Genomic DNA, 12,866 nt, shown 5'->3' with positions numbered 1-12,866 from the left:
GACCGCACTGCTTCACCTAGCACCGACATTTAGCACTGAAGCAACACCAAGAGACCCAGGCGATGACCGTCAAAATCAACAAGAAGATCAAGGGCTACGCTGTCGTCACCGCCGACGACAAGGCCAAGGAAGCCATCAAGGCCGAATCCGTCACCCGCGCCGCCGCCCAGGCCGAGCTGCCGGTGGCCGACGTCATCCAGATGCACGAGCGCGTCGAGCGCCCCGAAGTGCTGATCGGCTCCACCTACAAGATCAAGACGCCGCTGGTCGAACACGCCATGTACGTGACGATCAACGACATCGTCCTCAACCCGGGCACCGAGCACGAACTGCGCCGCCCGTTCGAGGTCTTCATCAATTCCAAGTCGATGGACCACTTCCAGTGGATCGTCGCCCTGACCCGCATCATGTCCGCCGTGTTCCGCAAGGGCGGCGACGTCACCTTCCTGGTCGACGAGATGCGCGCCGTGTTCGACCCGCGCGGCGGCTACTTCAAGGCCGGCGGCGTGTACATGCCGTCCCTGGTCGCCGAAATCGGCGCCGTGGTCGAAGAGCACCTCAAGTCCATCGGCCTGATGCACGACCCCGAAATGAGCGACGCCACCCGCGCCCTCATCGCCGAGAAGCGCAAGGTGTACGAAGACCGCGCAAAAAAAAACGCTGAAATAAGCGTCGCCGGGGAAATGGGCGGCGCCATGAGCCGCACCGAAGAAGTCATCGAAGTCACCGGCGACGGCGCGTCCTTCCCGCCGTCGGCCACCATGTGCCACAAGTGCTCCACCAAGGCGGTGGTGATCATGGATGGGTGTGCTACTTGTCTCAACTGCGGTTACAGCAAGTGCGGGTGATCGACATTTAATGTCTGGCCCATTTTCTCGCGTCTATTGCGTCCCTGATTCCGCCAACAAGGACAGCGAACGGCTCAGGTTTCGTCTGGGGACTTTTGTTGCGGGCTTCCAATCTCATCACGAGATTGCACAGAGAATCGAAATCGAGTGCGGAGTGAGCGTTCCTTGGATGGGGTCGGGGCGTGATTGGCGAAAGTTCTACAAGAATGCGGAATTGAGGGATGTCTTAGATTCCGTAACCCATGTTTTCAATATTCTTTTTGAAAAAACTAGGGACGGGTACAGTGGGTGGCCTCGCCCACGAGAATGGCAATCCTTTGTAGCCCGTGTGTTTGCGGAAGAACATACGACTTACGTCGTCGATGATCGCTGCCAAGTCAGATTTGCAGTCGATGAGCAGTATGCAACCAGCAGGAAGGCAACCTTGGCTGGACTGCAGGCGGACAAATGGGGTGCATGTCGCGCTGAATTTGAGCGCGCGTTCGCGGCAATGGATGGTGAAACGCAAGATACAAATGGGGCTGTCCGCGCTATTGCCGCAGCTGTTGAATCTTGTGCGAAAGTCGTTGCTGCTAACGGGATGGCGCGTCTCGGTCCAGTCGAAGTGCAGCGTTTCTTGCGTCCAAAGATTGAGGCGGCTTATCAAGGTGACGAAGTAGCGACAAACGCGGCGGCCTTGATGTTGAAGGCCCTCGCAGAGTGGGTTAATGCAAGTCATCAGTATCGCCACGGCCAAGACGCCGATGATGAAGTTCATGCGCCGGCCGGCCTAACGGTTCAATTCCTTACCTCGGGTGCGGGCTTCATCCGCTGGATGATTGCTATCGACGCGCAGACGGTGCCATAAGCAGGGCGATCCTCAAAGGGCTCAAGCTTCACTTCGTTGATAAATGAACCTGACCCCATTTTTTTCGTGTAACTCCGCGTGATCGACTCCGCGATGCGCCCTGCGGTCTTGCCCTGGGCATGTTCACGCCAATCAGGAGGTGCGAAGTGACAAAAAACAAATGGCCACGAAACCAGTACACCGGTGTTGGCGGCGGGGCCTATACCGGAGTTGGTGGCGGCATGTATACGGGCGTCGGTGGCGGTGCATACACCGGCGTAGGAGGCGGGCTCTACACGGGTGTCGGTGGTGGCATGTACACCGGTGTTGGAGGCGGTCTCTACACCGGCGTTGGTGGCGGTATGTACACCGGTGTTGGGGGAGGTCTTTACACGGGTGTCGGCGGCGGTCTTTACACTGGAGTAGGTGGTGGCCTGTACACCGGCGTGGGGGGCGGCATGTACACGGGCGCGGACTCTAACCCCTACATGAGTAGCATCCCGCCCTGGCCGCACTTCGTTCGAGAGCTTGAGGTGCGGGGATATCAATCACAGGCGGACATGATCCGCAGATATCTCCCTGAGAGATTTTGGCCTGAGAACCATTTCTGAGCTCAAAGGGGAATGAAACAGGGGGGGCAGTAACCAAGCCTTGCAAGGACCCTGCGATGCACCACTCCCGTCTTTGCGCACTTTTGATTGATTGCCAGGTGTCCGATGTCGATCAGGCGGCCAGGTTCTGGGCCGATGCACTGTGAAAACAGGGGTCAGAGTCGTCTTTCACCGTTTGCCTAGATTGCGCCGGGGAAAAAAGTCGACTCTGACCCTTGTTTCTTGACCCTTGTTTCTTTCGGTCGACCTGTACTTGCAGAATGAGGCTGGGCGCATAGATGAGCCGCGTTCAAGCGACGTGACATCGTGGCCCCTACTCCTAGCAAAAAAGCCCTGCATTTCGCAGGGCTTTTGCTTTGCGGCTCACGGCAATCAGTTTACCGCTTGCCGTTTCCTTTCTTACAGTCCGCTTCGCGTTGAGTGATGATGTCATCCCAGTCAGCGACTATTTCTTTTAGGCACTGATAAGCCAAGGGTTGGCCCTGGCCCGTCGGCTTTGGATCGTTGACGAATTTGACAAGCTTTTGTGATCGCTTGTATGTGCCAATTACGATTTCGCTCACCGTGTCAAGCAAAAGATCTTTGTCAAGATCATTGGCCTTAACGCCTGCGGACATGAATTCATAGTAATTGAGCAGGTACTTCAGAGCAGAAATAGCCTCTGCATGCTCAAGCGCTTCCTTTTGCTCTGCAGTGGGTTCTCCGCCACCAATTTCCGTGCGCAATTTACGGAGCGAGCCGCCGCTGAAATATGGCTCGTAGGCCGCAGGGATGTCATCTAGGGTGACAGGGAAATGCTTGACGACGATCTCTTGGCGTTTCAGGAATTCGGAACTCTTCCGCATTTCCATCACCATGGAAAAGGCGTTGTTCGTTCGGTGTGCCTTGCTGGAGTACTGGTAATGGACAAACCAGCCAAGCCCTGCAGCAACGACCGCTGTTAGAACGGGAACAACATTGAGAATGCGATCGTGTGGCTGATCAGTTCCCGGCGCAACCCAGCGGAAGTACCAGTAGTAAAAGGCAACTACGAATGCCAGTAACAAGACCACTACCCACGCACATACCGTCGGCACATGCTTGTGGCCCTTTTTGCCACTCTGAATGATTGTGGGCCCCAGGAATAGGCACAACGCGGCAAACGCAGCAAAGGCTACGATTGATTGCCAGAGCGGCGTGTAGCCACTGTAGAGCACGAGTGAAAGCACAAGCCCAAAGGAGGCGAGTGCCGCAAACCAAGCCCACAATGGACCCTCTTTCAGGTCCGTAAAAATCCGTTCCATTTGGCTTCCCCCCAAAGCAAAGGGCCCCTTTTCGGGGGCCCTTTTTTGCTTGCCAGCTTATTCTTCTGCACCAGTCTTCATAAATGGTCACCCCTAATTTGCGGCGAAATTCTACGCCGTAATGCCCTCAGCAGACTCAGCAAAAAAGAACGCTGCGTTGCCTCATGGATTGACACGAAAAAGAGCCTTGAAGTTCGGCCAGTCCAATCCACGCGTCCTTTATAGCAAGTTTTTTCCGTAAGAGCGGTGAACTTTGGTCACATCTGTTCAGGCTAGTTTGCTGAACAAGATTTTGTAACTTGCTGAATTTGCTTGGATTATTTCGGGCTCTTTCAAGGCAAGCGTAATTGCCCCGGGCCAAGGGCGGGGCTTTTTGCGGTTGTCACAAATTGACGGTCGTTCAGCGAGACCAAAAAGCCGTCTCCCTTGTCTCCGAGGTCAGGGTGGGGCAAACAGGGGTCAGGGTCGACTTTCCTCAGATTTGCAAGGAGCCTGCAATGCACCACTCCCGTCTTTGCGCACTTTTGATTGATTGCCAGGTGTCCGATGTCGATCAGGCGGCCAAGTTCTGGGCCGATGCGCTGGGCCGCGAGGTAGATCTCGATCATCCCGGCACTCGCGGCAATTACCGCATGCTGGAAACGCCTCCCGATGAGCCCATCGTCCAGATCCAGCGCGTCGAGCATGAGAGTCGTGTCCACATCGACATCGAAACCGACGATATACCTGCGGAGGTCGCACGTCTGGAAGCGTTGGGTGCCCAGGTGGTTGACCGCCTGGAACGCTGGGTCGTGATGCAGGCTCCGACTGGGCAGCGCTTCTGCGTCGTTCGAGTTCAGCGGCCTGGATTTCCAAAGAACGCCACGCGCTGGGATTAGATCGACGATCAGGACGTGCCTATAGGCCGTGGCCCGCCCACATGGCGAGCATCCAAACTCCGCGGTGTCCTCTGGCGCGATCGCGCCCGCCGAAAGGATTCCTGATGCGCCGCAAGCCAGCCGCCGCAATGGCGTACCAATTGCCCGAAGAGGAATACCGCGCCCTGCAGCGAGCCCGCGACCACCTGCGTCTGCTCGCCCGCCTGACCGAACCGCGCAACTTCGCCGACGACCAGGATCTACCGATCTCGCCCCTCGCGCTGACGAATTGCTTCCAGCGGCTGGCCGATGACCTGGACGACATCGTCCGCGTCGCCTGGTGGCCGGGCGGATAAGGCCGGTTGCAACGCAACGGGCTGCTTTCGACCCGAAGCGGACACCGCGCGCGGTGCAAGTGATTGTTGTGGAGAGACTGTATCGACCGGCCTAGGCCATTGGAGGCTGATCAAATGCTTGCGTGGAGACCGATGGATTCAAGCTGCAACTCCACATCTTCACAATCCATCTACGTATTCCAACTTCACCTGAATTCGGATTCATGACTCGGGCAAATGGCCGCTATAGTCCCAATACCCCAGACGAAGGAGGATTGGAAATGTTTCTCACGAGACAACAATGGGTGATGACGCGTACGCTCGGCGTGGCGATCGTTGCCTTGGGCCTTGGCGCCTGCGCCACCTATAAAGACGAGTTTGCAACGATCAACTCACGCCTCGATCAACTCGACGCAAAGGTGCAGGGCGCGGCCCAAAGTGCCGAATCCGCCAATCAGTCTGCGCAGCAGGCCAACCAACGGCTGGATCAGATTGAAGGCCGCGTCCAGCAGCTCGAAGCTGCGCCGCGCCGCAAGCCGCGCGGTTAGTGGCTCTTGCGCGATTCGCGACAAACGGCCTGAACCGGACCGGTGGACCTTTGCTGGCCACCGGTCTCTTCACCCCAGTCTTCGATCTGAGGAACCGTCCCATACGTACGTACATACACCCTGCGATCAGGGCGATGACGTTGGTGCTGGCGTTTGCGAGCTTCGGCGTGGCGAGCGCCGGGGATGCCGCCGCGCAGGCAGCCGCCGTCGACCAGCTTCCGCCACGCCAAAAGGTTTCCGATACGGTGATTGAGCTCGCGGGCTGGGTTGTCGCAACCAGGGACAGCCAAGGCTATCCGTTCGCGATCATGGACAAGGCCGCTGCACAGATCCTGGTGTTCGGCGGCGACGGCCGGCTTCGCGGCGCAGCACCGGGACTGTTTGGATCGGCGATTGGCGATCACGCGGCCCCCGGCATCGCCGGTCTCGCGCTTCGCGAGATTCCGGGCCGGGATCGCACGACACCTGCGGGTCGCTTTGTGGGCGGTTTCGGCCCGTCAATCGACGCTGGGCGTGTGCTGTGGGTGGACTACGACTCCGCTGTCTCCATACACCCCACCGCTACTGGCATCCCGGCCGAGAGACGTGCCGAACGCCTTGCATCGCCTTCGCCGAAGGACAACCGCATCACTCATGGCTGCATCAACGTCGCGCCCGAGTTTTACGAGCAGATCATCCAGCCGACGTTCGAGCGGGGCGGGGTGTTCTACATCCTGCCGGAAGCGGCGCCGTTAACGGAGACTTTCCCGGAGTTCGCGCACAGTCGCGCGACTGCGCAACGCAACGATGGAAGACGCGCGCGGCCCGGCCGCCAGTGAAGGGCACATCGGCGTGTTGCAGGGCCGTCGGGTGCAATGTAGTGCGTCGCATGGCTGCGATGAGGCGATCGCATCCGGCGCATTACGCCTGCGGCTAATGCGCCCTATGAAAACTGCTCAGCATTTGATCGAGTGGCAACAAGTGGCCGGAAGCGGACATTGCCTGAGTGCCACTGATCAGCAGCGCCAGATGATCGGCCCGGGTCGTGGTTGTCCGCTGCCTACTCGCACTTAGGAGGGTCCGCCAGGCACTTCGCCAATCGAATGTTGGCGGCAATTTCGTCCGCTTGGTCATTGGCAGACTTGGCACGCTCGGCGGCGCTGCTCTCCTTCGGGATTGCGGCATTGGCGACACCCATGGCTTGATTGGTTCCTTTCTCGGTGGCGTATTGCAGCTTGGTAATCATTCCCGACTCGGCAAGTTCCAGAGCGAACGTTTGCTTTCCAAACACCCTGGCAACCGGAATGGGTAATGGGTACTCAGTTCCGAACTGGGGAACATCAATATAGTGAATGCCTACCAGCTCGCCGAGGCACGACTGGGACCTGACCTCTACCTCTCCGATGTAGTCAGAAAGCGTGGCTGCTGCTACTTCACTCTCCCGATTAACCGAGAGTGTTTGCGGCTTGCCATCCAGCGTGAGCTTGTCCGAATAGCCAATCGTCACTGCCTTGCCTTCGTTGAGGTTCTGGATCTCAGCGCAGGCGTCTGCCGTCTTCTTCACATCGGGCACTTCCCTCCCGTCTCTGAAGACCGAGGCCTTCAAGGAGGTGACCATGGTGATGACTGATTTCAGGATCTCCCCACCTTGGCCGGTCGAGGTGGAATTAATCGACTTCAGCCGTCCGTCGTCACGGTATCCAAAGGTGATGTCGGCGTCGGCCATTTGCCCTTCCAGCGCCTTGAGGGGGAACTCCTCCCAATCCGAGCGGTCGGCCTCGAACTTGTTCGTGACATCACTGTTCACGACCTCAGTGATCACACCACCTTTGCAGGTAAACGTGCGGGTGACGGTGATGTCAGGAACCGCCTTGGGATGGTAGTAGCCCAGGGTCACGGTCAGCGCGTCGTCCACTGATGAGATTGATCGGCCAGATCGACCCAGGGCGATCATCTGCCCGCCGCCGATCAGCGCCGGGCAATGTCCGCTTCCGACCCAAAGCAGACATCGCTAACGCTGATGCAATCCAAAGCACTGCGTAAATAGACTGAATACTAGCCGGCCTCTGCAAGGCCGTCCGAGAAACAGGGGGTGGCTGCCGCCACGTCCGAAGATCGCCAGGCTATTGCCGCGCCTCACGGATCGCGGCAATGCGATCAGGTGTGAAAACACCGCTGGGCAGGTCGAAAATCGACAGTACCGAGCCTCGCGCCCTCCAACTACCCTATCGTCGGGGAGTCGCTACTGCGCAGCAATTCCGTCAAGTGCGGTCACCGCGTCATCGGACAGAACCAGATCCACGGCTGCGAGGTGCTCGTGCAGGTGCTTCACCGACGAGGTACCCGGAGTCAGCAGGACATTCGGCGAACGCCGCAACAGGCAGGCGAGAGCAACTTGCATCGGCGTCGCGTCTACCTGCGCGGCGACGTCGGTCAGGGTGGACGACTGCAGCGGCGAGACCCGCCGAGCGGGAAAAATGGCACGTAGGCGATGCCATCACGTGCCAGTTCAGCACGGCTGTATCTATATCGATTTGTATATAGATGATTGTTATTAATGCATTTGTGGCATACCCGCGCAGCCTGCAGGATTAAGGAAGTTGCCGCCCGCGGCGACCGCACTTTCAAAGGGAGGCATAGACACGCTCCTGCTGCCGCTCACTGGTGGCGATGGAAGGGCCGCTCGTCGTACTCGCGCAAGCGGAGCGCCCCTTGCGCCTTGCAACGGACCTCTTCGGACAATCCGCCATTCCCGTGTCCACGAATCTATCCCGTCGATCATTTATCCAGTCCGCAGCCGCAGTCGCATCGCTTCCCTGGTTGGGAGCGAGAGCAGCGACCTCTGCGGCCGCGTTCGCGCCGACCTGGGATTCGCTGGTCGACGGCTACCGCGCGCCCGACTGGTTCCGCGATGCCAAGTTCGGCATCTGGGCGCACTGGAGCGCGCAATGCGTGCCCGAGATGGGCGACTGGTACGCGCGCCACATGTACATCCAGGGCAACTGGCAGTACGAGCATCACCTGAAGACCTACGGCCATCCAACGAAGGTCGGCTTCATGGAGATGCAGAACCGCTGGAAGGCCGAGAACTGGGATCCCGACGCGCTGCTCGACCTGTACGTGAAGGCCGGCGCGAAGTATTTCGTCGCGCTCGCCAATCACCACGACAACCTCGACAACTACAACTCCAGGTACCACGGCTGGAACAGCATGCGCGTGGGTCCCAAGCGCGACCTCATCGGCATCTGGGCGAAGGCGGCGCGCGCGCGCGGCCTGCGGTTCGGCGTGAGCAATCACTCGGCGCATGCCTGGCATTGGTACCAGACGGCCTACGGCTACGACCCCGAGGGCCCGCATGCCGGCCAGCGCTACGACGCGTACACGCTGACCAAGGCCGATGGCCGCGGCAAATGGTGGGAAGGGCTGGATCCGCAGCAGCTCTACACCGGACGCAACATCGTGATGCCCGATGGCTTCAGGACCGCCCGCGCCGCCAGCGCCTGGCACGAGGAGAACACGCGCTTCTGGGACGAGAAGCCGCCGCTGCAGAATCCGGCGTTCGTGCGTCAATGGTTCCTGCGCTGCCGCGATCTGATCGACAGCTACCGCCCCGACCTCGTGTACTTCGACAACTCCGGCCTGCCGTTGGGGCAGGCGGGCCTGGACATCACAGCCCATTACTACAACGCCAGCATGGCCTGGCACGGCGGCAAGCTGGAGGCGGTGGTCAACGCCAAGGTGTTGCCGCCCGAGCGCCGCGCCGGCGTGGTGGAAGACGTGGAACGCGGCTTCCGCGAAGGGATCGAGCCGCTGCCATGGCAGACCGACACCTGCCTGGGCGACTGGCACTACAACCGCTCCACCTTCGACAACCACTACTACAAGTCGGCGACGACGGTGATCCACCGCCTGTGCGACATCGTCTCCAAGAACGGCAACCTGCTGCTATCGGTGCCGCTGCGCGGCGACGGCACCATCGATTCGGACGAGCGTAAGATCCTGGACGAGATCGCCGAGTGGATGGGACGCAACGGTGAGGCCATCCACGGCACGCGGCCCTGGCGCACGTTCGGCGAGGGGCCCACGCGCGTGGCCGGTGGCATGTTCAGCGAGGGCCAGTCGCAGGCGTTCACTGCCGAAGACATCCGCTTCACCACCAAGGATGGCGCGCTCCATGCCATCGCTATGGGCTGGCCGCGCGACGGAGTGCTGCGCATCGCGTCGCTGGCGGAGGAATCGGCGTTGGCGCCGGGTGTCATCGAACGGGTCGAGGCGCTCGGGTCGACTGACAGCCTGTCGTTCACGCGCAGCCGCACGGGCCTAGAAATCAGGTTGCCGTCCGGTCTCGCCGGACAAGCGGCGATCGCGCTGAAGTTGAGGGGGCCAGGGCTCGCATGAGCATCGGCCGAGGCGTTTCGAGGATGATCCGCGCGCTCGCTCGCCGCACGTTCGTCGGAATCCTCGTCGGTGTCGCGCTGGCCGGCGCCGGGATGGCACGCGCTGCAGAGCTGCCCAGCGCGCTCGACGCCGCGGGACAACTGCAACGGCTGCCTGTCGAGGTCCATGCCGGCTTCGGATGGGTGCGTGCGACGGGCGGCGTCGTGTTCCAGGTGAACGGCACCACCAAGAGCGTGCTCTTCTACGGCGACGGCGTCGTGCGCGTCTCGGCGCACAAAGGCGAAACGTACACCCGGCAGCCCAGCCTGGTCGTGGTGGCGTCGCCGCAGGCGCCGCAACTGGACATTGCGGAGTCCGCCGACGCGCTCACCATCGCCGCGCCCGGACTGCGCGTCGTCATCGACAAGCGAAGCGGGACCATCGCTTTCCAACGAGGCGATGGCACCCCGCTGGTCCGCGAGCAGGAGGCGCCTGTACTCACGCCCAGTACCGAACCGTCGGGAACCGCGACCTACGCCGTCGAGCAGCGCTTCGCGCTGGCGGCCGATGAATCGCTCTACGGCCTGGGCCAGTACAACGAGCCGTACATGGACTACCGCGGCCGCGACGTGTTGATGGTGCAGACCAACATCGGCATCGTCGTGCCGTTCTTGGTGTCGACGCGCCGCTATGGCCTGCTGTGGGACACGTATTCGAAGACCACGTTCTCCGACGGCCCGCAAGGCATGGCTTTGCGTTCCGAAAGCGCGCCCGCCGGGGTCGACTACTACCTCGTGGCCAGCGACACGATGGACGAGGTGATCGCCGGCTACCGCCACCTCACCGGCGCCGCGCCGATGTTCCCGAAATACGCGTTCGGGCTCTTCATGAGCAAGGAGCGCTATGCCACGCAGCAGCGCCTGCTGGAAGTGGCGCGGCGCTTTCGCCGTGAGCGCTTCCCGCTGGACGTCATCGTGCAGGACTGGCAGTACTGGGGCGGAGAGAAAAACGGCCAGTGGGACGGCAACTGGAGCGGCATGGTCTGGGACCGCCAGCGCTACCCGGACCCCGCCAGCATGGCGCGCACTCTGCACGATGATCTGCACACCCGGCTGATGGTGTCGATCTGGCCATCGATCGGCAACGACACAGCGCTGGCGAGCGAACTCGATGCCAGCGGATTGCGCTTCGAGCCGCTGCACTGGATTTCCAAGCGGGCACGCATCTACGACGCCTTCAGTGACGAAGGCCGAGCCATCTACTTCAAGCACGTGAAGAAGGGCTTGCTCGACGTCGGCGTCGACGCGCTGTGGATGGACGGCACCGAGGTGGAAGTGGGCGGTGCCGCCCACGACCCGGCCGAGGTGGAGGCCGACATCAAGCGTCTGGGCCGCAATGCAATGGGCGACTTCGGGCGCTACCTCAACGTCTACAGTCTGCTGACGACGCGCGGCGTCTACGAAGGCCAGCGCGCGAGCGCCGACCTCGGTGACAAGCGCGTCGTCACGCTCACCCGTTCCGCCTGGGCCGGGCAGCAGCGCTATGCCGCAATGCCATGGTCTGGCGACACCACAGCCAGCTGGGCCGCACTGCGCGCACAGATCGCCGGCGGACTGAACGTCTCGATGGCCGGGCTGCCGTACTGGACCCAGGATACCGGCGGCTTCTTCGTCAACGCGCCCGGCGGCGAACGAGACCCGGCCTACCGCGAACTGTTCGCACGCTGGAACCAGTTCGGCATCTTCAATCCGATCTACCGCATCCACGGCACTTCGATCGAGCGTGAGCCGTGGACGTTCAAGGCACTCGACCCGGCGGTCTACCGCTCGATCCGCCGCGCCGCCGAGCTGCGCTATCGCCTGCTCCCCTATATCTACAGTCTGGCCTGGGCCAGCACGCACGACGGCTACACGATGATGCGCGGTCTGGCGATGGATTTCCCGGACCAACTGGCACTGCGTGACGTGGACGACACTTACATGTTCGGCCCGGCGTTCCTGGTGCAACCGATCACGAAGCCGATGTTCAACGCCGAACTGCCGCCGCCGCCCACGGTGCCGGCGGCGCAGCTGCGCACGCCAGGCGGTCAACCGGGCCTCGAGCTCGAGTACTACCGCGGCATGAACTTCGAGCGGCTCGCCAGCCGCACGGTCGACACGCAGGCCGAACATCACTGGCCCGACCCGCCGCTGGGCAGCGTGCCGCCCGGCCTCGACGGACTGCAGAATTTCTCGGTGCGCTGGCAAGGCCAGATCGTTGCCGCCGAAGACGGCGAGCACGAGATCGGCGTCGAAGGCGACGACGGCTTCCGCGTCTGGTTCGACGACAAGCTCGTCGTCGACGAATGGAAGGAATCCGGCGCGCGTTTCGCAGGAGCGCGTGTCGTGCTGCGCAAGGGGCAGGCGGTGCGCGTGCGCATCGACTACTTCCAGAAGGGCGGCGGCCGGCTGATGCGGCTGGCCTGGCGCACGCCGCACGAACGCAGCGAGCTCGCCGAGCGCCAGCGGCGGCTCGATCTGCGGCAGGCTACGTTGCTGCCGGCGGGCACCTATTGGTACGACTTCTGGACGGGCCAGCGCCACGCGGGCGGCGCCAGTACCACGCGGCACTATGCGATCGATGAGTTCCCGCTCTTCGTGCGTGCGGGCTCGATCGTGCCACTGGGCCCGGTGGTCCAGTACGCCGACGAGCAGCCCGATGCGCCCTGCGAGATCCGCGTCTATTCCGGCGCCGACGGCGGCTTCACGTTGTACGACGACGACGGCGAGACCTATCGCTACGAGAAGGGCGAGTACGCCACGGTCGCGCTCGCGTGGGACGAGGCGCGGCGCACGCTGCGCATCGGTGCGCGCGAGGGTGGTTTCCGCGGCATGGCCAAGCAGCGCACGCTGAAGGTACGTCTGATGCCGTCGCGTCCCGGTAGTCGCATCCAGACAAAAACCGTGCACTTCGACGGCGAGCCGATCGAACTTCGCTTCACTCCATGAAGAAAATGAAGGTCACTCCATGAAGATGCACAAGAGGCTGTTCGCGGTGATCGTCGCGCGGTCCTGGACCGTCACGACGGGATCGGCCGTCGCCGGCACGCAAACCGTCGCATCGCCGAGCGGCGCTGCCGTCATCCTGGAACCCGCCCCATGAAGCCCCCGGTGAGCAGTCGGCAATGAATCGAACCCATCAGACATCACCCTGGAAGGTCCTC

At 61.5% G+C, this 12,866-nt stretch carries 12 protein-coding genes and 1 pseudogene; 10 read left to right on the top strand and 3 right to left on the bottom strand.

The features are described 5' to 3' along the window. The first annotated feature begins 62 nt into the window (after positions 1 to 62). The 3 genes from ACYVJ8_RS16680 to ACYVJ8_RS16670 all read left to right on the top strand — a co-directional run bounded on the left by ACYVJ8_RS16680 (position 63) and on the right by ACYVJ8_RS16670 (position 2,285). Positions 63 to 848, top strand: a complete 786-nt coding sequence (locus ACYVJ8_RS16680; RefSeq protein WP_460714502.1) for a TSCPD domain-containing protein — start codon at positions 63 to 65, stop codon at positions 846 to 848. Between the two features lie 10 nt (positions 849 to 858). Next, positions 859 to 1,695 (top strand): hypothetical protein, encoded by an 837-nt coding sequence (locus ACYVJ8_RS16675; RefSeq protein WP_460714500.1) that lies wholly within the window; start codon positions 859 to 861, stop codon positions 1,693 to 1,695. 119 nt (positions 1,696 to 1,814) lie between these two features. Further along, on the top strand, positions 1,815 to 2,285 hold the full coding sequence (locus ACYVJ8_RS16670) for a hypothetical protein (protein WP_460714498.1): 471 nt from the start codon (positions 1,815 to 1,817) through the stop codon (positions 2,283 to 2,285). A gap of 377 nt (positions 2,286 to 2,662) precedes the next feature. On the opposite strand, the gene ACYVJ8_RS16665 is transcribed toward ACYVJ8_RS16670, so the two are convergent. Further along, on the bottom strand, positions 2,663 to 3,568 hold the full coding sequence (locus ACYVJ8_RS16665) for a DUF4760 domain-containing protein (RefSeq protein ID WP_460714496.1): 906 nt from the start codon (positions 3,566 to 3,568) through the stop codon (positions 2,663 to 2,665). A 497-nt stretch (positions 3,569 to 4,065) separates the two neighbouring features. Between ACYVJ8_RS16665 and ACYVJ8_RS16660 the strand changes: the two genes are divergently transcribed. The 4 genes from ACYVJ8_RS16660 to ACYVJ8_RS16645 all read left to right on the top strand — a co-directional run bounded on the left by ACYVJ8_RS16660 (position 4,066) and on the right by ACYVJ8_RS16645 (position 6,126). Next, positions 4,066 to 4,446: a VOC family protein gene (locus ACYVJ8_RS16660; protein ID WP_460714494.1), complete on the top strand. Its 381-nt coding sequence runs from the start codon at positions 4,066 to 4,068 to the stop codon at positions 4,444 to 4,446. A gap of 104 nt (positions 4,447 to 4,550) precedes the next feature. Next, positions 4,551 to 4,781: an XAC0095 family protein gene (locus ACYVJ8_RS16655; RefSeq protein WP_460714492.1), complete on the top strand. Its 231-nt coding sequence runs from the start codon at positions 4,551 to 4,553 to the stop codon at positions 4,779 to 4,781. A 260-nt stretch (positions 4,782 to 5,041) separates the two neighbouring features. Further along, the gene (locus ACYVJ8_RS16650) at positions 5,042 to 5,308 is read left to right on the top strand and encodes a hypothetical protein (RefSeq protein WP_460714595.1); all 267 of its coding nucleotides are present in this window, start codon (positions 5,042 to 5,044) and stop codon (positions 5,306 to 5,308) included. A 140-nt stretch (positions 5,309 to 5,448) separates the two neighbouring features. Continuing rightward, on the top strand, positions 5,449 to 6,126 hold the full coding sequence (locus ACYVJ8_RS16645) for a hypothetical protein (protein WP_460714593.1): 678 nt from the start codon (positions 5,449 to 5,451) through the stop codon (positions 6,124 to 6,126). A 221-nt stretch (positions 6,127 to 6,347) separates the two neighbouring features. Here ACYVJ8_RS16645 and ACYVJ8_RS16640 read toward each other — a convergent pair whose 3' ends face one another. Together ACYVJ8_RS16640 and ACYVJ8_RS16635 are read right to left on the bottom strand one after the other, a co-directional pair. After that, entirely contained in the window at positions 6,348 to 7,202 is an 855-nt protein-coding gene (locus ACYVJ8_RS16640) for a hypothetical protein (RefSeq protein WP_460714490.1), read from the bottom strand. A 327-nt stretch (positions 7,203 to 7,529) separates the two neighbouring features. Beyond that, a pseudogene (locus ACYVJ8_RS16635) lies at positions 7,530 to 7,798 on the bottom strand (aldo/keto reductase); the annotation flags it as partial. A gap of 309 nt (positions 7,799 to 8,107) precedes the next feature. On the opposite strand from ACYVJ8_RS16635, the gene ACYVJ8_RS16630 reads away from it, so the two are divergent. Genes ACYVJ8_RS16630 through ACYVJ8_RS16620 form a run of 3 tightly spaced genes read left to right on the top strand, consistent with a single transcriptional unit; the run spans position 8,108 to position 12,805 of the window. Beyond that, the gene (locus ACYVJ8_RS16630; protein ID WP_460714488.1) at positions 8,108 to 9,685 is read left to right on the top strand and encodes an alpha-L-fucosidase; all 1,578 of its coding nucleotides are present in this window, start codon (positions 8,108 to 8,110) and stop codon (positions 9,683 to 9,685) included. 23 nt (positions 9,686 to 9,708) lie between these two features. Continuing rightward, positions 9,709 to 12,651 (top strand): glycoside hydrolase family 31 protein, encoded by a 2,943-nt coding sequence (locus ACYVJ8_RS16625; protein WP_460714486.1) that lies wholly within the window; start codon positions 9,709 to 9,711, stop codon positions 12,649 to 12,651. Positions 12,652 to 12,670: 19 nt separating this feature from the next. Further along, positions 12,671 to 12,805 (top strand): hypothetical protein, encoded by a 135-nt coding sequence (locus ACYVJ8_RS16620; protein WP_460714484.1) that lies wholly within the window; start codon positions 12,671 to 12,673, stop codon positions 12,803 to 12,805. Positions 12,806 to 12,866: the final 61 nt, after the last annotated feature.

It is taken from the genome of Lysobacter terrae (assembly GCF_054782215.1).
The sequence above is the reverse complement of the archived record's forward strand: the minus strand, read 5'-3'. Positions and strand labels throughout refer to the sequence as shown.